Consider the following 19,951-nt stretch of genomic DNA (forward strand, 5'->3'; position numbering starts at 1 on the left):
GATCATCTCCTTCGGAGGTCACCACTTCCATCGTGCGCCTCGGCGCGGACGATCGCGAACGCACCGCGGCGCTCCCCGTGTGTCCCGCTCGATCCGCTCGAACCGCCGCCCCCGGGCGAGCTACTTGACGCAGATCGTGGTCAGGTTCTTCGCGCCGTTGATCAGCGGCTGCACGTCGCTCGCGCTGAGGTTGCCGCCGTTCGCCGCCTTGGTGCTGAGCTGGGTGATCACGTCGCCCAGGCCGTTCGCGGCGTTCTTCGCGTCGTCGGAGTCCAGGTCCTTGGTCTTGTCGTTCAAGGTCTTCTGGAGGTTGTCGAGCGCCTTGCGGGCGGCGGGCGGGTCGTTCAGCACTTTGCCGAGATCGGAGACGTCGTTGGTGAGGTTCATCGCCAGTTCGGCGCACGAGATCGCCTTCTGCGCCTCGCTGCACGCGGCGGTGGCGAACAACGCGCCCGCCATGGCGGTGGCGGCGATCGTGACGCGCAGGACCCGGCGCGGACGGTACGTGGCGCGGAACATGGTGCTCCTCGTCAGGGACGGGCCGTCGGGCCCGGTCGTGGCTGCCACTGATCGGGATGACCAGGTGCCATGACCGTACTGGTGTCCCGGGCCGCGCCGGGCCGACGGTCGCACACCCGGTGCGTGTCGGTTGCGTGTACGTGACACTCGCAACCGGCGCGTGACCACCGTTTGCCACGGTATGCCGGGAACACCCCCTCGGGGCACCACCATTGCCGCCCGCAGGCCCCGGGACCCGAGGTCTGGGCCTCGCCGCCTCCGGGGCTGCGCCGTTCGGCCGCTCAGCCCTCCAGGGCGCGCTGCTGAAGCGCCGTCAGCTCCGCGCAGCCCAGGGTGCCCAGGTCCAGCAGGTCGTTCAGCAGCGCCCGGTCGAAGGGCTCCTTCTCCGCGGTGCCCTGCACCTCGACGAAGCGCCCGTCCCCGGTGCAGACGATGTTCATGTCGGTCTCGGCCCGCACGTCCTCCTCGTACGGGAGGTCGAGCATCGGTACCCCGTCGATGATCCCGACGCTGACCGCCGCCACCGACCCGATCAGCGGGTTGGCGCCCTTGCGGGTGAGCTTGTGCTCACGTGCCCAGGTCACCGCGTCGGCAAGCGCGACATAGGCCCCGGTGATCGCCGCGGTCCGGGTGCCGCCGTCCGCCTGGAGCACGTCGCAGTCCAGGTGGATGGTGGTCTCGCCGAGCGCCTTGGTGTCGATCACCGCACGCAGCGAGCGGCCGATCAGCCGCGAGATCTCGTGGGTGCGCCCGCCGATCCGGCCCTTGACCGACTCGCGGTCGCCGCGGGTGTGGGTGGCGCGCGGCAACATCGAGTATTCGGCGGTCACCCAGCCCTCGCCGCTGCCCTTGCGCCAGCGCGGCACACCCTCGGTGACGCTGGCGGCGACCAGGACGCGGGTACGGCCGAACTCGACGAGGACCGAGCCCTCGGCGTGGTCGAGCCACTTGCGCTGGAAGCCGATCGGGCGGAGCTGCTCGGGGGTACGGCCGTCTACTCGTGACATGCCTCCAGCCTAAGCCGTGGCAGGTGCCGTTCCGGACCGCCCGGCGCCGGGCTCAGACCGTGTGCGAGGCATCCGGCAGGGCCAGGTCGACCGCGCCGGTGAAAGTCTTGCGGGCGTCGTCGAGATTGCGCTCGCGACTGGTCCACGGCGGGATGTGGGTGAGCAACAGCCGACCCACGCCCGCCCGTTCGGCATGCTCGCCGGCCTGCCGGCCGTTCAGGTGCACGTGCGGCAGGTCTTCTCGGCCGTGCTCGAACGACGCCTCGCACAGCAACAGGTCCGCGCCGCGCGAGATGCGCACCAGGTCGTCGCTGACTCCGGTGTCACCGGAGTAGACCAGCGATCGCCCGCCCGCCTCGATCCGGAAGGCGTAGGACTCGACGGGGTGCGGCATCCGGTCGGCGGTGACCCGGAAGGGGCCCACGTCGAAGGTGCCGGTGACCACCGTGCGGAAGTCGAACACCTCGGCCATGCGCCCGTTGTCGATCGCGCCCTCGACGTCGTAGGCGCGCGCGATCCGCTCGTGTGTGTCGGCCGGCCCGTAGACCGCCAGCCGGGGCAACTCCCCCGCCGGACAGTACTTGCGGGCCACGAAGTAGCAGGCGAGGTCGAGGCAGTGGTCGGCGTGCAGGTGGCTGAGCAGTACGGCGTCGATCGAGCCGAGCGTGGCATGGCGCTGGAGGGCGCCGAGCGCGCCGTTGCCGAGATCGACCAGGATCCGCACCCCGTCGGCCTCCAGGAGGTAGCACGAGCAGGGGCTGTCCGGTCCGGGATAGCTGCCGGAACACCCGACGACGGTAAGTTTCACGCGAGCGCTCCGAACACGTCGACGCCGGCGACCCCGAGCACACCCCGCGTCGGCCGACCGGCCACATGCGGCGACCACTCGAACCCGGCCCGGGCCACGGGAGGGCCACCGACCCCGGAATCGACGATCCCGCTCGGCGCGCCGCTGGATACGAACACCACCCCCCGAGAGTACGCAGAGACCCCCCACGCGCCCCCACACAACGCCCCCGGAGTAACCGACGTCATACCGCCCACCCCACCCGCGCACCGGCGGACGGCGGGAAAGTCGACGACCGCCCGCTTCGGCGGCCTCAGGGAACGAGCAGGATCCGGCCGCGTTGGGTGCGTTCTTCCAGCAGTCGATGGGCCTGTACCGCCTCGGTCAGCGGGAGCGTCGTGTGAACCGCCACGCGCAGCCGGCCCGACGCGAGGTGTTCGGTGAGTTCGGCCACCTCCTCGCGGGCCCGTTCGGGGGCGGCGGCGCGCCACGCCAGGAGGGAGAAGCCGGCCACGGACCGGAGGGCGAACAGGTCGGTGAGCGCGATGCCGGACACGTCGCCGCTCGCCGCGCCGTAGACCACGACCCGCCCGAACGGCGCCACCACGTCGAAGCCGCGGCGCAGGATCTCCCCGCCCACCGAGTCCAGCACGACGTCCACACCGCCGGGCACGACCTCCCGCACCCGCTCCGGCCAGTCGGCGGCGGAGTAGTCGACGGCGAAGTCGGCGCCGTACGCCCGGACGAAGTCGAACTTGGCGGCCGACCCGACGGTGGCGACGACCGTACCGGCGCCGAGCAGTTCGGCCAGTTGCACGACGAGGTGGCCGATTCCCCCGGCGGCGGCGTGCACCAACACCGTCTCGCCCGGGGCCAGTCGCCCGGTCCGCACCGCCCGCAACGCCACCGGCGCGGCCAGCGGCAGCGCGCTCGCCACACCGGCGTCGAGCCCGTCGGGCACCACCACCGCCCACTCGGCGTCGGCGAGCACGAAGTCGGCGAACGCGTCCTCCGCCAGCGCGGCCACGCGCGCACCGACCGGCGGCCCGCTCACCCCCGGGCCGAGCGCTTCGACCCGGCCCACCACGTCACCGGTGAGCATCCCGGGCAACGGCCGCCGGAACAACGGACCGGCGGCGGGCCCGCGCCGGAACCGGGTGTCGACGAAGTTCGCGCCGATCGCCTCGCACCGGATCAGCACCTGTCCCGGGCCGGGCGTCGGCACGTCGGCCTCCTCCACGGTGAGGACTTCCGGATCGCCGTACTCGTGATAGCGGACTCGTCGCATTCGACCCTCCGGGCGGCAGGAGAACATGGTGGATACCCGACCCGGCGCCAAACTGGACCACCGGTCAAGTTGACTTCGAACGTACTGGACCGCCGGTCAAGTTGTCCATGGATCACAAGCCTCGACCAGTGATGAGGAACGCGATGCCCGAAGCCCCCACCGACCGCCCCGAACGCGCCGACGCGGCCCGCAACCGGCGCGCGATCCTGCGCGCCACCGAGGAACTGCTGGCCCGGCACCGCCCGGAGCGGATCTCGATGGAGCAGGTCGCCGCGGCGGCGGGCGTCGGCAAGGGCACGGTGTTCCACCGCTTCGGCAGCCGGATGGGCCTGATGGAGGCCCTGATGGCGGAGCGCGCACTCGCCCTGACCGCGGCGGTCACCACCGGCCCGCCGCCGCTGGGCCCCGGCGCCCCGCCCGGGGAGCGCCTGCTCGCGTTCCTCGACGCCATCGTCGACGTGGTCGCCCGCAACAAGGGCCTGATGGCCGCGCTCGGCCACGCCGCGAGCACCACCCCGAAACCGGCCGCCGACCCCACCGAGGATCCGCGCACCGCACACCCGGTCTACGGGTTCTGGCACGGACACATCGCCGATCTGCTCGCCGCCCGCCGCCCCGACCTCGACGCCGAGACGCAGGCCCACCTCCTGCTCGCCGGTTTGCAGAGCCAATCGGTGTTGCGCCTGCTCGAACAGGGCGAGGGCGAACGAGTCGCCGCCGCCGTACGCACCCTGGCCCAAGCCCTGCTCACCGCCGCCTGAACACCCGCGCCCCCAACGCGTCGAGGCCGCCTCCACACCCCCGGCGCGAACCGGGAGGCGGGAAGCGGCCTCGATACGGGAACAGGGAAGAGGGCACGAAGAGCGAACAAGCGAACAGGAGCCTCAGGCCCAGAGTTGCCCGTGCAGCCCCTCCACCGCGGCCTCGGTCGACTCGGCCGTGTAGATCCCGGTCGACAGGTACTTCCACCCGCCGTCCGCGATCACGAACGCGATGTCGGCGGACTCCCCCGCTTTGACCGCCTTGCGCGCGATGCCCAACGCGGCGTGCAGCACCGCGCCGGTCGAGATGCCCGCGAAGATGCCTTCCTTCTCCAGCAGTTCGCGAGTGCGCCCGACCGCCTCGGCGGAGCCCACCGAGTAGCGCGTGGTCAGTACGTCGCCGTCGTACAGCTCCGGCACGAACCCCTCGTCGAGGTTGCGCAGCCCGTACACCACGTCGTCGTAGCGCGGCTCGGCCGCCACGATCGTCACGCCCGGGACCTTCTCGCGCAGGTAGCGCCCGACGCCCATCAGCGTGCCGGTGGTACCCAGACCCGCCACGAAGTGGGTGATCGTCGGCAGGTCCTCCAGCAGTTCGGGGCCGGTCGTCGCGTAGTGCGCGTCCGGGTTGGCCGGGTTCCCGTACTGGTACAACATCACCCAGTCGGGATGCTCGGCCGCCAGCTCCTTGGCCACCCGCACCGCGGTGTTCGACCCGCCCGCCGCGGGTGAGGCGATGATCCGCGCGCCCCACATGCGCAGCAGCTCGCGGCGCTCCTCGGAGGTGTTCTCCGGCATCACGCAGACGATCTCGTAGCCCTTGAGCTTGGCCGCCATCGCCAGCGCGATGCCGGTGTTGCCCGAGGTCGGCTCCAGGATCGTGCACCCCGGCGTGAGCAGCCCGTCCCGCTCGGCCGCCTCGATCATGTGCAGGGCCGGGCGGTCCTTGATCGAACCGGTCGGGTTGCGGTCCTCCAGCTTTGCCCACACCCGCACGGTCGGCGACGGCGACAACGTCGGCAGGCCGACCAGCGGGGTCCGGCCCACCGAGTCGAGCAACGATTCGTAACGCATCAGATCGAGCCGCCGGCGACCGCCGGAAGAATCGTCACGGTGTCGCCGTCGTCCAGCTTGGTGGTCAGACCGCCGGTGAAGCGCACGTCCTCGTCGTTGAGGTAGACGTTGACGAAGCGGCGCAGTTCGCCGTTCTCCTCGACGAGCCGAGCACGCACGCCCGGGTGCCGGGCCTCCAGGTCGACCAGCAGGTCGGCGAGCGTGGCGCCGCTGCCGGGCACGGCCTTCGCGCCGTCGGTGTAGGTACGGAGGATGGTCGGGATGCGGACCTCGATGGCCATGGATGCGCTCCTCTGGTTGTGACGCGAACGGAGAGAACGCAGTCCGGACGCGGGCCGCACCCCCGACGCTCCATCGGAGGCGGTGGGGCGGGGGGTCGTTCATATGCGCCGGTGCTGCGGGACGTGCCTGCTGCCTGGGGTGCCTGGTGGGCCGATCCGACTTCGGGATCAGCCCACGCGCGCAGCGCGACAGAGGGCGCTGGAGAGTCGGCACAGGTCGACGTGCAGGCGTGCGACGAGGAAGGCACCCGGGGCTCCGCCCGGCACCGCTTCCGTCGTATTCACGCCCGCATAACGCATATGGTCATGCTAGCCATTCCCCCGGGGCGCTCCGATGTGATCTCGTATTCCGGAACATCCCATATCGACGGGTGAGACGACGGCGGGGCGAGGGTGAGCCGGCGGCGGGCCGTCGCCCACCGTTGCCCGGTCAGTAGGCGTCCACCACGTTGACCTCCTCCTCGGTGATCACGCCGTCGACGATCCGGTACGACCGGAACTCGTAGGTGTCCTCCTCGCGCGTGGACACGAGCACGTAGTGCGCGTTCGGCTCGGACGCGTACGACACGTCCGTGCGCGACGGGTACGCCTCGGTCGCGGTGTGCGAGTGGTAGACGATCACCGGCTCCTCGTCCCGGTCGTCCATCTCCCGGTAGAGCTTGAACAGGTCGGCCGAGTCGAACTCGTAGAACGTGGGCGAGCGCGCGGCGTTGAGCATCGGGACGAACCGCTCGGGGCGGTCGCTGCCCTCGGGCCCGGCGACCACGCCACACGCCTCGTCGGGGTGGTCGGCACGGGCGTGGGCGACGATGCGATCGCGCAGGGCTGCGGTGATGGTGAGCATGCCCCGAGCGTACTGAGCACCCGCGCGACCCGCGTGCCCCCGCGGCCGGCGCCGGCTCCACCCCCGCGCTCACGCCCGCGCCCCGTGCGCGCGCCGCACCGGGATGTACGCCACCACCAGGAACGCCACCCAGATCGGCACCACGTACAGCGCGATCCGGGTGTCCGCCGAGAAGCCGAGCAGGACCACCACCATCGCCAGGAACGCCAGCACCGCCCAGCCCGTGTACGGCGCGCCCGGCATCCGGAAGCCGTGTCCGGTCAACCGCCCCCGGTCCACCGCGCGCCGATAGCGCAACTGGCAGCCGACGATCATGCCCCACGTCCACAGCGCGCCGACGGTGGCCACCGAGGTGATGTACATGAACGCCCGGTCCGGGACCAGCGCGTTGACCAGCACCCCCACGCCCATCACGATCGCCGAGACGGTGATCGCCATGGCCGGCACCCGCTGCGAGCTGAGCCCGCTCACCTGCGGCGGCGCCTGCCCGTCCACCGCGAGCGTGCGCAACATGCGACCGGTCGAGTACAGCCCCGAGTTGCACGAGGACAGCGCCGCGGTGAGCACCACGAAGTTGATGATCGCCGCCGCGGCGGGAATGCCCACCCGGTCGAAGACCAGTACGAACGGGCTCTCCTTGGCGTGGAAGTCGGTCCACGGCGCCAGCGAGAGGATGATCACCAGGGCGCCGATGTAGAACAGCCCGATCCGGAACGGGATGGTGTTGATCGCGCGCGGCAGCACCTTCTCCGGGTTCTGCGCCTCGCCCGCGGTCACTCCGACCAGTTCGACGCCCAGAAACGCGAACATCACGATCTGGAGCACCAGCAGGGTCTGTCCGACGCCGTTGGGCGCGAACCCGCCGTCGGACCACATGTGCGATACGGACGCCTGGTCGCCGGCCTCGCCGAAGCCGAAGATCAGCACCCCGATGCCGATCAGGATCATCCCGATGATCGCGGTCACCTTGATCATCGAGAACCAGAACTCGAACTCGCCGAACAGTTTGACCGAGATCAGGTTGGCCGCGAACAACACGAGCAGCACCACGAGCGCGGTCACCCACTGCGGCACCGCCGGCCACCAGTACTGCACGTAGACACCCGCGGCGGTGATCTCCGCCATCCCGGTGACCACCCACATGATCCAGTACGTCCACCCGGTGACGAACCCGGCGAACGGACCGAAGAACTCCCGCGCGTATTCCGCGAAACTGCCCGCCACCGGGCGGTACATCAACAACTCGCCCAGCGCGCGCATGACGAAGAAGATCATCACGCCGGCCACCGCGTAGGCGGCGATCAACGACGGCCCGGCCTTCTCGATCGCCCCGCCCGCACCGAGGAAGAGCCCGGTGCCGATCGCCCCGCCGATGGCGATCATCTGGATCTGCCGGCCGTTCAGCCCCCGCTCGTAGCCCTCGGCGTCCGCACCGGGCCCGGCCCCCGAGGCGGTCGATCCGGCTTCGGTCTCCGTCATGATCGCTCCCGTTCGTCGGTACGGAGGCCGTATTACCAACGATGGGGGGTGGAAACCGGTATTCCGATTGTTCCGGCGTGTTCCTTTGGCCGGGATGGCCGGTTCGGTCCGTGTGCGCCCGGTGTGGGTCTACAACGCTCCGAGCAGCGAGTCCTGGAGGCCGCCCAGCCAGTGGAACACCGCGAACAACCACCGGCGCGGGTCGTCGTCGGCCAGCTTGGCCTCGAACTCCTCCATGTCCTCGGTGACTTCCAGTCGTGTACCGATCACCAGGCGCAGGTCGTTGAGGGTGCCGAGCCAGGCCTGCACACCCGCCGCGTCCAGCACCACCCGGTGCTCGCGGCCGCTCATGACCTCGTCCTCCTCGGCCGGTACGGTCAGGTCGACCAGTTCGGCCAGGTCGGCGAGCACGATCCGCGCGTTGTCCCGCTTGCGCAGCCGCAGGTCGGTCTCGGTGTACCGGCGGAACTCGGCCGCCGCCTCCACGTCGTCGGCGTAGGCGTCCGGCAACAGGCGGGCCAGCGCCGGATCGTCCGGAGTGGCCGGCACCTCGGTCGAGCCGAGTCCGGTCAGGCCCAGTTCGGCGGCCAGCGGATCGACCGCCTCGTCGTCGGGCGAGACCATCTCGACCAGTTGACCGCACAGATCGGCCAGCACTCGCACGTGCATGTCCTCCAGGACGATCTCGGGCCGTCCCGAGCGTCCGCGCATGAAGAGGCCGTTCACAGGCTGTGCAACTCCCGGAGAATATGGGCGAGGAGAGGGTGCGGCGGGCGCCCGAGGGGCCGGCCGGGTCGTGCGAACCGCGCGGGCGTCACTTGTCGTGCTGGATGGTCGCCCACAGCCCGAACCCGTGCATCGCCGTGGTGTCGCGCTCCATCTCCTCGCGCGTCCCCGACGACACCACGGCCCGACCCTTGTTGTGCACGTCGTGCATCAGCTTCTCGGCCTTGCGCTTCGGATAGCCGAAGTAGGACTGGAAGACGTAGGTGACGTACGACATCAGATTGATCGGGTCGTTCCAGACGATGCACACCCACGGGGTCTCGGCCCGGACATCCTCGTCGGGCTGATGCTTCTCGACCTCGATGGGAGCGACACTCATGGGTCCCATGCTGCCATCAGCCCAGGGCCCGGGCGAACCGGCTCGACGGGGCCGGCGTGCCCGGATGTGACCCGGGGCGTACCCGTCCCCCCTCGGATACGGCAAAATCCCGCGCATGTCCTCTGCGCCCGCACCGGGTTGGTACCCGGACCCGGAGATCACCGGCCACATCCGTTACTGGGACGGCGGTGCCTGGGTGCCGGACAGCAGTCGGCCGGCCGAGGAACCCGGCCGGCCCGCCGACGGCCCGACCGCCGACGCGGGCGGCGCGGCCGGTGGCGCCGCGATCCGGGCCAACGCGCCGGAGGCGATCGGACAGGGCGGCCGGGTGATCCGCGGCGAGGTGTTGTCCACCAGCACGGGCGCGCCGTACGACATGTCGTCGACCGGGATGTACGCGCCGCCGAGCGCCGAGCCGGGACCGGGCGGCGCGGGTGCGCCGCGTTCGGGGGCGGCGGGGGCGACCGGTGGGGCGAGGGGGGCGACGCCGCCGGGTGAGACCGTGCCGCCGCCGCGCGCCGACGGGGAGGCGGGGCCGTGGCGGCCGGTACAGGCCGATCTGTTCGGCAGCAACGAGCGGCGGCCGGCGCACCTGGGCCGGCGCCTGCTCGCCCGGATCGCCGACGCGCTGGTGCCGCTCGCGGCCGGCATCGCGGTGGCCATCCCGATCGTGCCGGACGCGGTCGACCACATCCGGGACAAGATCGACCGGGCCCGGTACGAGGGTCGCGACACCACGGTGTGGCTGCTCGACGGCACCACCGGCACCGCGCTCGCGATCGTGCTCGGCACGGTGCTCGCGGCGGCGCTGCTGTACGAGGCGCTGCCCACCTGGAGGTGGGGCCGCTCGCTGGGCAAGACCCTGTTCGGCCTGCGGGTGGCCGACCTGGACAGCCACGACACCCCCACGCTGTGGCAGTCGGTACGGCGCTGGCTGGTCCTGTACGTCCCGGGCGTATTCGTGCTCGGCGTGCTCGGCGCGCTGTGGGGGCTGTTCGATCGCCCGTGGCGCCAGGGACTGCACGACAAGGCGGCCCGCACGTTCGTCGCCCGGGACTGACCGGGCGGGCGGGCGGGGGGTCGGGGGCGGGTGAGGGTGGGCAGGCGGGTCGAGCCCGACGTACCCCACTCGCCCGACTCGCCCGACTCGCCCGTCCCGTCACCCGTCACCCGTACAGACGCGACACGCCAGGGTTGGTCGAAGGCGTCACGCTCACGTCGGCTTTTGTCCGCTTTACTCGGTTTTATGACAGGAAGCCCACCGCCCCCGCCGCCTTCCGACCCGTCCGGCAACGACCCGACGCGCGGGAATCCGTATGGACAACAACCACCGGCCGGCAACCAGCCTCCGTACGGACAGGACCCGACCGGGCAACAGCCGCCCTACGGACACGATCCGTCCGCGCAGCCGCCGTACGGCCAGGACCCCACGGGCCAGTACCCCTACGGCCAGGGCGGCCCGTACGGCCAGGAGCCGACCTACGGCGCGGGCACGGGCGGCGGCGGGTACGGGGGCGGGCCGACGCTCGGCGGGCCGCTGCGCCGACTGGTCGCGCGGATCATCGACAGCCTGATCGTCGGCGTGGTCGCCGGCCTGATCTCCTGGCCGGTCACCGGCAACGAATACGACGACGTGTCGTTCGGCACGCAGTTCGCCTCGGGGCTGATCTTCTCGCTGCTCTATTTCCTCTACGACGGCTTCCAACTCGACCGGTTCGGCCGCACCCTCGGCAAGCGGGTGATGGGCATCCGGGTGGTTCGGGTGGCCGACGGCGGGCCCATCGCGGGATCGATCGCGTGGACCCGCGCCGGCGTGTACAGCCTTCCGCTCATCGTGCCCTGTCTGGGCACGTTGTTCTGGCTGGTCAACGTCCTGTGGCAGTTCTGGGATCAGCCCTGGCACCAGTGCCTGCACGACAAGGCCGCGCACACCACGGTCATCCGCGGGGCGTGACCCGAGCCGAGTGATGCCGGGCTCGGATTCCGAGTACTGCCGTCGTCGTGCCGAGCGCGACCCCGATGCCCATGGCGACGGCAGCCCCCGCCACGGTGCGCGGTTCCCATGCCGCGAGTAGTGAGACCGTCAAGACGATCGTGACGAATACGCCGTAGCCGAGTCGGAAGAGATCTCCTCTTGCCACGACGCACCACCTCCCCTGCACCCCTTTGTGCACGCCCCCCTGTTTCACGCTACTGCGCGCGACGCGCAATGTAAGCATTCGATTGCGATCGGGATTTATCGATCCCGACTCCGGGCACCCTCCCGCGACCGATCGGGGTGGTGATCCTCGATCTCGGACCGCCCGAGCCCCGGAGCCTCCTCGTGAATCCCAGGCGCGTCACTCCCGCCCTCGTCACCGTGCTGTGCGCGCTGCTGATCCTCGCCGCGGTGCCCACCCCCGCGGCGCCGAGACCCGACGAACCGGCCGCGGGGGCCGACTCCGGGGCCTTCGCCGAACGTGACCACGACCTGTCGCACCCGTTCAGCGAGCGGCGCCGACAGCGGCGCGACGCGGCGGCGCGGGCGATGACCGAGGACCCGGGGCTGACCTCGCGCACCGTGCCGGCGGGGGAGGCGGGCAGCGCCGAGACCCGACCGCCCGCCGAGTCGCGGGTGTTCGTGATCCTGGTCGAGTTCGGCGATCGCCTCGACGGCCCGAACGGGCAGCGCCACGGCTCGCACCCCGGCCCCCGGCACAACACGATCCCCGCGCCGGACCGGGCCCAGGACACCACCACGATGTGGCGGCCGGCTTACGAACGCGACCACTACCAGGACCTGTTCTTCGGCCCGGGCACGGTCGCGCCGTCGCTGGCGTCGTACTACCTGCGGCAGTCGGCGGGGCGCTACTCGATCGACGGCGAGGTCGCCGACTGGGTGCGGGTGCCGTACAACGAGGCGCGCTACGGCAACGACGCGTGCGGCAGGCACGTGTGCCGGGACGTCTGGGCGCTGGTCCGCGACGCGCTGAAGGTCTGGTACGACGCGCGGGCCGCGGAGGGGCCGAGCGCCGCGCGGATCCGCGAGCGGCTCGCCTCGTTCGACCGGTGGGACCGGGACGACTTCGACGGCGACGGCAACTTCGACGAGCCCGACGGCTACCTGGACAACGTGGAGATCGTGCACGCCGGCGTGGACAAGGCCCAGGGCGGCGGCGAACAGGGCCGCGGCGCGATCTGGTCGCACCGCTGGTACGCCGAGGCCGACCAGGTGGGCCGCACCGGCCCGGCCGGCAACCGCGCGGGCGGGGTGCCGATCGGGGACTCGGGGATGTGGGTGGGCGACTACACGATGCAGCCGGAGAACGGCGGACTGGGCGTGATCGCACACGAGTTCGGCCACAACCTGGGCCTGCCGGACCTGTACGACCGGGGCGACTCCACCGACGGCCCACCCGGCTTCTGGTCACTGATGGCCCTCGGCGCCTACCTCGGCGACGAGGACGGCGCGGGCTCCCTGCCGGGCGCCCTTTCCGCGTGGGACAAGCTGCAACTCGGCTGGCTGGACGTCCGGGTCGTCGACCCGACCCAAAAAACCGTGGTGCAACTGGCCCCCAACCAGTCCACGGGCGACCCCCAGGCCCTGCTGATCCCACTGCCCCCACGCCCCAACGGCGCAAAACGCTGGTACATCGTCGAGAACCGCCAATACGTGGGCGCCGACACCGCCCTGGTCGACGGCCCGTACCAACTCACCGCCGGCAAACGTGTGGCCACCCACTTCCCCTACGGCGAGGGCGTCCTGATCTGGCTGTGGGACACCGCGTTCACCGACAACGACGTCTCGCGCCACCCGGGCGAGGGCCTGATCCTCCCGATCGACATCCACCCGGAACCCCTCCGCGACCCAACCGGCAAACCCCTGCCCACCCGCTTCCAAACCGCCGACGCGGCCCTGACCGCAGAATCCGAACAAACCTCCGCAATCACCCTGGGCCGGCTGGGCACCTTCCCGTCCCGCCCGGGCACCCCAACCTTCACGGACTCAGCCACGTACTGGTCCGGAGCCTCCCCCACAACAGGCGTAAAGGTCCCCCACACCGGCGTACAAATCCACACGGAAGGCCCCACCAGAACGGGCGGCGCAACAAGGGTCACAATCACCAAGTCCACGCCCTGACAACGCCCACTGGGGGGTCGCCGAGTGCGTCGGGAGTTGACGGCGCGCGTTGCGCGTCGAGGTGCGGGGTGGGGGGTGCGGGGTGCCGGTGCGGCGCCGGTCCGAGTCGTGGGGCGGGCCGCCCCCGGAGTGGGGGGCTCCGAGACCCGGGCTCCCGACGAGGCGCGCGTATTGGCCGGCGAAACCGCCCGGCAGCGGGGAAGCGGGAGGGTGGTCCGGTCGGGTTCTCCGGAGGCCGTTCCGAGTGGGCCGGCTGTTGGCGGCAAGACTCGCGCCTTGGGTCACGGGCGGCCGGTCCGGGGCTGGTCAGAGCCCGTGATGGGCCGCCACCGACTCTGACAAGCCCCGGACCGGCCGCCCCCGGCGCAACCAACGCACAAGCTCCGCCTCACCCCCCAAGCCAGGCCACTCAGTCCGGCCGGCGTTTGAGGCCGCCTCACCCCGCGAGCGGCTCGCCCACCAGTTCCACGCCCGCCCCCCGCAGCTGCGCCAGCGCTGTCGCCGTGCTCGACGGGTCCACCCCGGCCGTGAGGCTCAGGAGCACCCGTGTGGCGAAACCCTCGCCTACCGCGTCGAGGGCCGTTGCCCGGACGCAGTGGTCCGTGGCGATGCCCACCACGTCCACCTGTGTGACCCCCCGCTCCCGCAACCACGTGGCGAGGGACGTTCCGTCGGGGGCGGCTCCCTCGAAGCCGCTGTAGGCGGCGGCGTGGGCGCCCTTCGAGAAGACCTCCTCCACCCGCCCCGACTCGACCGCCGACGCGAACGCCGGGTGGAAGAGCGCCCCTTCCGTCCCGGCGACGCAGTGCACCGGCCAGGACCGCGCGTAGTCCGGCGTCGCCGAGAAGTGCGCCCCGGGGTCCACGTGGTGGTCCCGCGTGGCCACGATGTGCGCATACGCCGGCGTCTCCGCGTGTACCGGGTCCGGCGGCTGCTCGGCCGCGTTGGCCGCCACGTGGTGCCGGATCGCCTCGGCCACCGCCGCGCCGCCCGCGACGGCCAGGCTTCCGCCCTCGCAGAAGTCGTTCTGTACGTCCACCACGATCAATGCCCGGGTCATCGCCACCTGCCTCCTCGTGACCGGCCCGTCGCCACCGACGAACCCGCTCGCGCCTACTCGTAAATGGTCGGAAGTACCGGTTCCCCGCGCGAGAGCTGCGTAGCCGAAAGCGGCAGTTCCTCACGCGAACGCTCGTGCCGCGCCCGCGCCGCCGACAGCGGCTCGCGCCCGACGATCTCCCCGCCCAGCACCAGCGGGACCAGCAGTTCCCGCTCCCCCGGCACCGGCTCCGCGTCCGCCCGGAACGGCCGCAGCACCTCGGCCTCGGCCACCCCGTCCGCGTCGTAGCGCCGCACCGCGCTCTTGCGGCCGCCGTGGCTGGGCTTGCCCGGCGACTTCTTGGCCACCGGCACCAGCGGCGCGTCCGGCTCGTCGCTCATCGCGCGCGCGACCAGCTTGTACACCAGCGACGCGGTCGGGTGTCCCGAGCCGGTGACCAGCTGCGTGCCCACCCCGTAGGCGTCCACCGGGGCCGCCCGCAGCGAGGCGATCGCGTATTCGTCGAGGTCGCTGGTGACCACGATCCGGGTCTTGGCCGCGCCGAGTTCGTCGAGTTGCGCCCGCACCCGGTGGGCGAGCAGGAGCAGGTCGCCCGAGTCGAGGCGGACCGCGCCGAGTTCGTGCCCGGCGACCTCGACCGCCGTCCGCACCGCGGTCGCCACGTCGTAGGTGTCCACCAGGAGCGTGGTGTCCGCCCCCAGCGCGGCCACCTGCGCCGCGAACGCCTCGCGCTCGTCGTCGTGCAGCAGCGTGAAGGCGTGCGCGCTGGTGCCCCGGGTCGGAATCCCGTACCGCTGCCCCGCCCGCAGGTTGGACGTGCTCGCGAAGCCGCTGATGTACGCGGCGCGCGCCGCGGCGACCGCGGCCTCCTCGTGGGTGCGGCGCGAGCCCATCTCGATGCACGGCCGCCCGGCCGCCGCCGAGGTCATCCGCGACGCGGCGGCGGCGACCGCGGCGTCGTGGTTGAGGATCGACAGGATCAGCGTCTCCAGCACCACCGCCTCGGCGAAGCTGCCCTCGACCACCACCAGCGGCGAGCCGGGGAACCAGCACTCGCCCTCGGCGTAGCCCCACACATTGCCGGTGAAGCGGTAGCCGGCCAACCAGTCCAGCGTCGCCCGGCCGACCACGCCGGCCTCCTCGAGGAAGCCCAGCGTCTCGTCGTCGAAGCGGAAGTTCTCGATGGCGTCGAGCAGTCGCCCCGTGCCGGCGGTCACGCCGTAGCGGCGCCCGTCCGGCAGCCGGCGAGCGAAGACCTCGAACACCGAACGACGGTGCGCCGCACCGCTGCGCAGTGCGGCTTCGAGCATCGTCAGCTCGTAGTGATCCGTCAGCAATGCCGTGGTTGCGGTGTCCATGTCGTCAGCATAACACGATTACGCGTCAGTTTGACGATTACTCGCAAGAGTGGCGCACATCACGGAAATTCCGCCACAACAGCCCGCATTCATCCACCACTTCGGACATTTACCCGATCCGATCCTCCTCCGGCGTAGGCGCCCACGTCGACCCGTTGATGTGCGTCCCGCCGCCCACGAACAGGGTGTTGCCGGTCACGTAGCGCGAATCCTCGCTCGCCAGGAACAGCGCGACGCCGCCGATGTCGGTCTCCGGGTCGCCCAACCGCCCCATCGGATTCAGCGCCTCGGCGGCCGCGGCGGCCTCCGGGTTCGCCCTCGCGTACGCCTCGAACGCCTCGGTCCTGGCCCCGGGGCAGATCACGTTGGCCCGAATCTGGTGCGGCGCCCACTCGCGCGCGGCCGAGCGGGTCAGCGCGCGCAGCGCCTCCTTGCCGACGTTGTACTCGGCGGTGAAGCGGTGCGCGTTGACCCCGTTCAGGCTGGCGATGTTAATCACGCTGCCGCCGCCCGCGTCCCGCATCGGCTCGAACGCCGCGCGCATCGTCCACCAACCGGCCCACATCGCCATGTCCAGGCCGTGCCGGAACTGTTCGTCGGTCTTGTTCTCGATCCGGTTGATCCGGCCGCCGCCCCACGCGTTGTTGACCAGCGTGTCGAGGCGTCCCCAGCGGGACAACGCGGCCTCGACCAGTCCGACCGCCTCGGCCTTGACCGTGACGTCGGCGACCACCGCGAGCGTCTCGACGCCGAACGTGTCGGTGATCTCGGCGGCCACCCGCTCCGCCGTCTCACCGCGGATGTCGTTGACCAGGACCCGACACCCCTCGGCCGCGAATCGCCGGGCGATCCCACGCCCGATGCCGGCGCCCGAGCCGGTGATCACCGCGACGTGGTCCAAAAGACGTCCTGCCATGCGCTGCCTCCCACGGGATCGTTGTGCTCTCGTGGGTTCGGTGGGTATCGGCAACCGCGCGACAAAACAAGGGCGTACCGGTGGAACCGCAGGTCAGCTGGGTCGCCACTGGTGATCGCAGTCCCGGCACTTGCGGTCCCCGTACGGCATCGAGGACACCTTGCCCGAGCCGCACTCGGGACAGGTCGGCCCGTCCGCGGCGGTCGGCGGTCGCCAGCGCGCGGCGCACGAGCCGCAGACGTAGTCGCCGACGATGTCGGTACTCACCTTGGTCGAGCCGCACTTGCCGCACTGCACCTCGACGTGCCGCCGCTTGCGCGGCGCGGCGCGGCCGATCGCGGCCTGGCGTTCGCGCTGCGCGGAGAAGCCCCAGTAGGAGCGCAGTCGATCGGCCATGTCCGGGCGCAGGTCGCCGCCGTCGCCGGCCGGGACCTCGCTGCGTGGCTGCTCGCTCATGATCGGCACGGTAGGGCATGCCGACCGGCGCGAGAAGCCGGTTCACCGGGCCCGCGCCGGGATTTCGGGCCCGAGTCCCGGTTCGCCGGGCCCGCGCCCCGGATATCCCGTCGACCCCGGCGAAGCGTCCCGTTATCGTCGGGGGCATGGAGATCCACGAGCAGCGAGCTACCGGCGTCGGGCCGGCGAACCGGGCACGATAGCGCGCCTCGGCCCGGCTCGGCGTGTGTGTACCCCCACCGCCCGCTGCTCTCGCGAAGGCCGATGCGCCATGCTCTCTCCACACATCCGCTCCACCTTTCTCGACTTCTTCACCGCGCGCGGACACCGCCCGGTGCCGTCCGGTTCACTGCTGCCGCCCGATCCGAGCCTGCTGGTGGCGAACGCGGGGATGAACCAGTTCAAGCCCTGGTTCCTGGGCGACGTCGAGCCCGAGTTCCCCCGCGCGACCTCGGTCCAGAAGTGCGTCCGCACCGTCGACGTCGACAACATCGGGTACACCCGTCGACACTCGACGTTCTTCGAGATGCTGGGCAACTTCTCCTTCGGCGACTACTTCAAGCCGGAGACCATCGCGTTCGCGTACGAACTGCTCACCGAACACTTCGGCCTGTCCCGCGACCGGTTGTGGATCACCGTGTACGAGGACGACGACGAGTCGGAGCGGATCTGGCGTGCGGTCGGCGTGCCGTCGTCGCGGATCCAACGGATGGGCGCGGCGGACAACTTCTGGTCGATGGGCGTGCCGGGGCCGTGCGGGCCGTGCTCGGACGTCACCTACGACCGCGGTCCGTCGTTCGGGTCGGACGGCGGACCGGCGGTGGACTCGGAGCGCTTCGTCGAGTTGTGGAGCCTGGTCTTCATGCGCGGCGTGCGCGGCGAGAGCGGGCCCGACGGGAGCTTTCCCGTCCTCGGCGAACTGCCGCGCACCGGCGTCGACACGGGGCTCGGGCTGGACCGGCTCGCGGCGATCCTCCAGGACGTGGGCGGCGCGGTCGAGACCGACCTGCTGCGGCCCACGCTCGCGGTGGTCGAGGAGTCGGCGGGTCGGGGCTACTCCCCCGTCGATCGCGAGGATCCCCACCGGGTCTCGTTCGAGGTGGTCACCGACCACGCGCGGGCGATCGCGTTCCTGCTCGCGGACGGCATCCGGCCGGACAAGGAGGGCACGGGGTACGTTGTGCGCCGGCTGATGCGACGCGCGATCCGGCACGGCCGCCGGCTCGGCATCGAAGGCGCGATCCTGCCGCCGATCACCGCGAGCGTGGTACGCAACCTGGGCCCGTCCTGGCCCGAACTCACCCTCGCGGCGCCCCTGATCGAGGAGGTGACCGCGCGGGAGGAGGAGTCCTTCGACCGGGTCCTCACCCGCGGCACCCGCCTGGTCGACCGCGCCATCCGCCGCCGCCTGGCGACAGGTGAATCCGACCTGCCGGCGGAAGCCGTATTCACCCTCTACGACTCCCACGGCTACCCCCCGGACCTGACCATCGAGGCGGCACGCGAGTCCGGCCTGACGGTAGACCACCCCCACCTACGCACCCTCCTACCAACCCTCCCCCCGAACCCAACCGGGCAGTAACAAAACCCGCTCCCGGCTCGGTGGTCCTCAAACGCCGGACACGCTGAAACGCGTGCCACATCGCACGTTCGCCACCCCGAAGCGCAGCCGGTCGACCCGGGTCACCCAGCCCGTCCGGCGCTTGAGGACACCCGGGCCGGAGGCCGGCCCGCCGCGAGGCAAGCCGCCCCGGCCCGCCCCCACCCCGCTCAATCCCGCCCCATGCCCGCCTCCGCCGAGGCCGTCATGGTCTGCACGCCCACCACCCGAAGCAGCGCCAACTGCTCCGCCGCCCGGCTCCCCGGCTCGGCCGTGTACACGATCAGCCGCTGATCCGCCTCGGCCGCGACCAGCACCTGGCACCGCACCGTGATGTCGCCGATCGACGGATGTCGGAACGTCTTGTCCGTCGACTGCCGCACCGCCACATCGTGCGCGGCCCACAACTCCGCGAACTCCGCCGACCCCGCCGACAGTTGCGCCACCAGCGCCGCCGCCCGGGGATCGCCGGCCCGCCGCCCGACCGTGGCCCGCAGATCGGCCACGTGGGTACGGGAGGCGGCATCCGCGTCCTCCGCCCGGAAGCGCGACCGCGAGTCCGGCTCGGTGAACCACCGCACCAGGATGTTGCGTCCGACCCCCGGCCCCATCAACGCGACCGCCATCGTGTTCTGCGCGAGCACGTCGCCCAGATCGGAGATCACCTGCGCCGGCACGTCGTGCAGCCGATCGAGCACCAGCAACATCGCCGGCGGCACGTGCGCGTCGCGGCCCGACGAGCGCCCCGGCGGTACCTGCCCGGCAAGGTGGAAGAGGTGATCGCGACCGTCCTGGTCCAACCGCAGCGCGCGGGCCAGCGCGGCGAGCAGGTGCGACGACGGGTTGGGGACCCGGTTCTGCTCCAGCCGCGCGTAGTAGTCGACCGACATCCCGGCCAGCCGCGCGACCTCCTCGCGCCGCAGCCCCGCGGTGCGCCGCCGGGAGCCGTCGGGCAACCCCACGTCGGCCGGGGACAACCGCTCCCGGCTGCGCGTCAGGAAGCCGGCGAGTTCGCGTCGATCGCTCATGCCCCCAGCATCGGCCCTGGCCGAAGCGGTATCCAGGGACCATGTGTCCCTGGATCCGCAGTGCCCGGACGACCCGCCCGAGGTCGACGAGTCCGCGGTCGAACCGGACCGCCCGACCGCCGGCGGCGTGGACGGCGCCGCCGGGCGGCGGGGGCGTACATCGTGAGGGGAGCCGGTCAGGCGGCTCGGCGGATCGCGGTGACGAGACGGGCGGTGGCCTGCGCGCGTGCCTGTCGACGGCGGCGCAGCGCGATCGCCGCGACTCGTA

22 protein-coding genes are annotated in these 19,951 nt (G+C 71.7%); 6 read left to right on the top strand and 16 right to left on the bottom strand.

All coding sequences use genetic code 11. The features are described 5' to 3' along the window. Nucleotides 1-120: 120 nt before the first annotated feature. The 4 genes from ACFRCG_RS26370 to ACFRCG_RS26385 form a co-directional block, all read right to left on the bottom strand. Entirely contained in the window at nucleotides 121-519 is a 399-nt protein-coding gene (locus ACFRCG_RS26370) for a hypothetical protein (RefSeq protein ID WP_380035757.1), read from the bottom strand. A gap of 281 nt (nucleotides 520-800) precedes the next feature. Further along, on the bottom strand, nucleotides 801-1,526 hold the full coding sequence (gene rph / locus ACFRCG_RS26375) for a ribonuclease PH (RefSeq protein WP_380035760.1): 726 nt from the start codon (nucleotides 1,524-1,526) through the stop codon (nucleotides 801-803). 52 nt (nucleotides 1,527-1,578) lie between these two features. Beyond that, entirely contained in the window at nucleotides 1,579-2,334 is a 756-nt protein-coding gene (locus tag ACFRCG_RS26380) for an MBL fold metallo-hydrolase (RefSeq protein ID WP_380035763.1), read from the bottom strand. 292 nt (nucleotides 2,335-2,626) lie between these two features. Next, nucleotides 2,627-3,601, bottom strand: a complete 975-nt coding sequence (locus ACFRCG_RS26385; RefSeq protein WP_380035766.1) for a zinc-binding alcohol dehydrogenase family protein — start codon at nucleotides 3,599-3,601, stop codon at nucleotides 2,627-2,629. A gap of 143 nt (nucleotides 3,602-3,744) precedes the next feature. On the opposite strand from ACFRCG_RS26385, the gene ACFRCG_RS26390 reads away from it, so the two are divergent. Further along, nucleotides 3,745-4,362 carry a TetR/AcrR family transcriptional regulator gene (locus ACFRCG_RS26390; protein WP_380035769.1) on the top strand — a complete coding sequence of 206 codons (618 nt, stop codon included), beginning with the start codon at nucleotides 3,745-3,747 and terminating at the stop codon, nucleotides 4,360-4,362. Nucleotides 4,363-4,485: 123 nt separating this feature from the next. Here ACFRCG_RS26390 and ACFRCG_RS26395 read toward each other — a convergent pair whose 3' ends face one another. From ACFRCG_RS26395 to clpS, 7 genes are all read right to left on the bottom strand, one after another. After that, the gene (locus ACFRCG_RS26395) at nucleotides 4,486-5,436 is read right to left on the bottom strand and encodes a PLP-dependent cysteine synthase family protein (protein ID WP_380035772.1); all 951 of its coding nucleotides are present in this window, start codon (nucleotides 5,434-5,436) and stop codon (nucleotides 4,486-4,488) included. Further along, complete coding sequence (locus tag ACFRCG_RS26400; RefSeq protein ID WP_380035775.1) at nucleotides 5,436-5,717, bottom strand: MoaD family protein; 282 nt, start codon at nucleotides 5,715-5,717, stop codon at nucleotides 5,436-5,438. The genes ACFRCG_RS26395 and ACFRCG_RS26400 overlap by 1 nt, the downstream gene beginning before the upstream one ends. 168 nt (nucleotides 5,718-5,885) lie before the next feature. Then, on the bottom strand, nucleotides 5,886-5,984 hold the full coding sequence (locus ACFRCG_RS26405; RefSeq protein ID WP_360307782.1) for a putative leader peptide: 99 nt from the start codon (nucleotides 5,982-5,984) through the stop codon (nucleotides 5,886-5,888). A gap of 163 nt (nucleotides 5,985-6,147) precedes the next feature. Further along, nucleotides 6,148-6,561 (bottom strand): Mov34/MPN/PAD-1 family protein, encoded by a 414-nt coding sequence (locus ACFRCG_RS26410; RefSeq protein ID WP_380002726.1) that lies wholly within the window; start codon nucleotides 6,559-6,561, stop codon nucleotides 6,148-6,150. Nucleotides 6,562-6,630: 69 nt separating this feature from the next. Beyond that, the gene (locus tag ACFRCG_RS26415) at nucleotides 6,631-8,040 is read right to left on the bottom strand and encodes an amino acid permease (protein WP_380035778.1); all 1,410 of its coding nucleotides are present in this window, start codon (nucleotides 8,038-8,040) and stop codon (nucleotides 6,631-6,633) included. 129 nt (nucleotides 8,041-8,169) lie between these two features. Beyond that, nucleotides 8,170-8,766, bottom strand: coding sequence for a DUF2017 domain-containing protein (locus ACFRCG_RS26420; protein ID WP_380035781.1), 597 nt, complete (start codon nucleotides 8,764-8,766; stop codon nucleotides 8,170-8,172). Between the two features lie 88 nt (nucleotides 8,767-8,854). Continuing rightward, nucleotides 8,855-9,145 (bottom strand): ATP-dependent Clp protease adapter ClpS, encoded by a 291-nt coding sequence (gene clpS / locus ACFRCG_RS26425; protein WP_174861535.1) that lies wholly within the window; start codon nucleotides 9,143-9,145, stop codon nucleotides 8,855-8,857. 115 nt (nucleotides 9,146-9,260) lie between these two features. On the opposite strand from clpS, the gene ACFRCG_RS26430 reads away from it, so the two are divergent. The 3 genes from ACFRCG_RS26430 (at nucleotide 9,261) to ACFRCG_RS26440 (ending at nucleotide 13,265) form a co-directional block, all read left to right on the top strand. After that, nucleotides 9,261-10,205 (top strand): RDD family protein, encoded by a 945-nt coding sequence (locus ACFRCG_RS26430; RefSeq protein ID WP_380035784.1) that lies wholly within the window; start codon nucleotides 9,261-9,263, stop codon nucleotides 10,203-10,205. Between the two features lie 186 nt (nucleotides 10,206-10,391). Next, entirely contained in the window at nucleotides 10,392-11,099 is a 708-nt protein-coding gene (locus ACFRCG_RS26435; protein WP_380035787.1) for an RDD family protein, read from the top strand. A 369-nt stretch (nucleotides 11,100-11,468) separates the two neighbouring features. After that, on the top strand, nucleotides 11,469-13,265 hold the full coding sequence (locus ACFRCG_RS26440; RefSeq protein WP_380035790.1) for an immune inhibitor A domain-containing protein: 1,797 nt from the start codon (nucleotides 11,469-11,471) through the stop codon (nucleotides 13,263-13,265). Nucleotides 13,266-13,701: 436 nt separating this feature from the next. On the opposite strand, the gene ACFRCG_RS26445 is transcribed toward ACFRCG_RS26440, so the two are convergent. The 4 genes from ACFRCG_RS26445 to ACFRCG_RS26460 all read right to left on the bottom strand — a co-directional run bounded on the left by ACFRCG_RS26445 (nucleotide 13,702) and on the right by ACFRCG_RS26460 (nucleotide 17,055). Continuing rightward, nucleotides 13,702-14,325, bottom strand: coding sequence for an isochorismatase family protein (locus ACFRCG_RS26445; RefSeq protein WP_380035793.1), 624 nt, complete (start codon nucleotides 14,323-14,325; stop codon nucleotides 13,702-13,704). 53 nt (nucleotides 14,326-14,378) lie between these two features. After that, the gene (locus tag ACFRCG_RS26450) at nucleotides 14,379-15,683 is read right to left on the bottom strand and encodes a nicotinate phosphoribosyltransferase (RefSeq protein WP_380035796.1); all 1,305 of its coding nucleotides are present in this window, start codon (nucleotides 15,681-15,683) and stop codon (nucleotides 14,379-14,381) included. 109 nt (nucleotides 15,684-15,792) lie between these two features. Beyond that, on the bottom strand, nucleotides 15,793-16,599 hold the full coding sequence (locus tag ACFRCG_RS26455) for an SDR family NAD(P)-dependent oxidoreductase (RefSeq protein ID WP_380035799.1): 807 nt from the start codon (nucleotides 16,597-16,599) through the stop codon (nucleotides 15,793-15,795). Nucleotides 16,600-16,692: 93 nt separating this feature from the next. Next, nucleotides 16,693-17,055 carry a zinc ribbon domain-containing protein gene (locus ACFRCG_RS26460; protein ID WP_143658021.1) on the bottom strand — a complete coding sequence of 121 codons (363 nt, stop codon included), beginning with the start codon at nucleotides 17,053-17,055 and terminating at the stop codon, nucleotides 16,693-16,695. Nucleotides 17,056-17,326: 271 nt separating this feature from the next. Between ACFRCG_RS26460 and alaS the strand changes: the two genes are divergently transcribed. After that, nucleotides 17,327-18,637, top strand: coding sequence for an alanine--tRNA ligase (gene alaS / locus ACFRCG_RS26465; protein ID WP_380035801.1), 1,311 nt, complete (start codon nucleotides 17,327-17,329; stop codon nucleotides 18,635-18,637). A gap of 188 nt (nucleotides 18,638-18,825) precedes the next feature. Here the strand turns inward: alaS and ACFRCG_RS26470 are convergent, their stop codons facing one another. Further along, nucleotides 18,826-19,683, bottom strand: coding sequence for a helix-turn-helix domain-containing protein (locus tag ACFRCG_RS26470; protein ID WP_380035804.1), 858 nt, complete (start codon nucleotides 19,681-19,683; stop codon nucleotides 18,826-18,828). On the opposite strand from ACFRCG_RS26470, the gene ACFRCG_RS26475 reads away from it, so the two are divergent. Continuing rightward, on the top strand, nucleotides 19,682-19,849 hold the full coding sequence (locus ACFRCG_RS26475; RefSeq protein ID WP_380035807.1) for a hypothetical protein: 168 nt from the start codon (nucleotides 19,682-19,684) through the stop codon (nucleotides 19,847-19,849). The genes ACFRCG_RS26470 and ACFRCG_RS26475 overlap by 2 nt on opposite strands. The last annotated feature ends 102 nt before the right edge of the window (nucleotides 19,850-19,951 follow it).

The sequence above is a fragment of the Embleya sp. NPDC056575 genome, assembly GCF_042793325.1.
Lineage (GTDB): Bacteria > Actinomycetota > Actinomycetes > Streptomycetales > Streptomycetaceae > Embleya.

Excerpts from the sequence above, each read along its gene's own strand:
- ACFRCG_RS26370 (WP_380035757.1), bottom strand. The coding sequence starts at position 519 with ATGTTCCGCGCCACGTACCGTCCGCGCCGGGTCCTGCGCGTCACGATC.
- rph (WP_380035760.1), bottom strand. The coding sequence starts at position 1,526 with ATGTCACGAGTAGACGGCCGTACCCCCGAGCAGCTCCGCCCGATCGGC.
- ACFRCG_RS26385 (WP_380035766.1), bottom strand. The coding sequence starts at position 3,601 with ATGCGACGAGTCCGCTATCACGAGTACGGCGATCCGGAAGTCCTCACC.
- ACFRCG_RS26390 (WP_380035769.1), top strand. The coding sequence starts at position 3,745 with ATGCCCGAAGCCCCCACCGACCGCCCCGAACGCGCCGACGCGGCCCGC.
- ACFRCG_RS26395 (WP_380035772.1), bottom strand. The coding sequence starts at position 5,436 with ATGCGTTACGAATCGTTGCTCGACTCGGTGGGCCGGACCCCGCTGGTC.
- ACFRCG_RS26400 (WP_380035775.1), bottom strand. The coding sequence starts at position 5,717 with ATGGCCATCGAGGTCCGCATCCCGACCATCCTCCGTACCTACACCGAC.
- ACFRCG_RS26410 (WP_380002726.1), bottom strand. The coding sequence starts at position 6,561 with ATGCTCACCATCACCGCAGCCCTGCGCGATCGCATCGTCGCCCACGCC.
- ACFRCG_RS26415 (WP_380035778.1), bottom strand. The coding sequence starts at position 8,040 with ATGACGGAGACCGAAGCCGGATCGACCGCCTCGGGGGCCGGGCCCGGT.
- clpS (WP_174861535.1), bottom strand. The coding sequence starts at position 9,145 with ATGAGTGTCGCTCCCATCGAGGTCGAGAAGCATCAGCCCGACGAGGAT.
- ACFRCG_RS26430 (WP_380035784.1), top strand. The coding sequence starts at position 9,261 with ATGTCCTCTGCGCCCGCACCGGGTTGGTACCCGGACCCGGAGATCACC.
- ACFRCG_RS26435 (WP_380035787.1), top strand. The coding sequence starts at position 10,392 with ATGACAGGAAGCCCACCGCCCCCGCCGCCTTCCGACCCGTCCGGCAAC.
- ACFRCG_RS26445 (WP_380035793.1), bottom strand. The coding sequence starts at position 14,325 with ATGACCCGGGCATTGATCGTGGTGGACGTACAGAACGACTTCTGCGAG.
- ACFRCG_RS26450 (WP_380035796.1), bottom strand. The coding sequence starts at position 15,683 with ATGGACACCGCAACCACGGCATTGCTGACGGATCACTACGAGCTGACG.
- ACFRCG_RS26455 (WP_380035799.1), bottom strand. The coding sequence starts at position 16,599 with ATGGCAGGACGTCTTTTGGACCACGTCGCGGTGATCACCGGCTCGGGC.
- ACFRCG_RS26460 (WP_143658021.1), bottom strand. The coding sequence starts at position 17,055 with ATGAGCGAGCAGCCACGCAGCGAGGTCCCGGCCGGCGACGGCGGCGAC.
- alaS (WP_380035801.1), top strand. The coding sequence starts at position 17,327 with ATGCTCTCTCCACACATCCGCTCCACCTTTCTCGACTTCTTCACCGCG.
- ACFRCG_RS26475 (WP_380035807.1), top strand. The coding sequence starts at position 19,682 with ATGCCCCCAGCATCGGCCCTGGCCGAAGCGGTATCCAGGGACCATGTG.
- ACFRCG_RS26470 (WP_380035804.1), bottom strand. The coding sequence starts at position 19,683 with ATGAGCGATCGACGCGAACTCGCCGGCTTCCTGACGCGCAGCCGGGAG.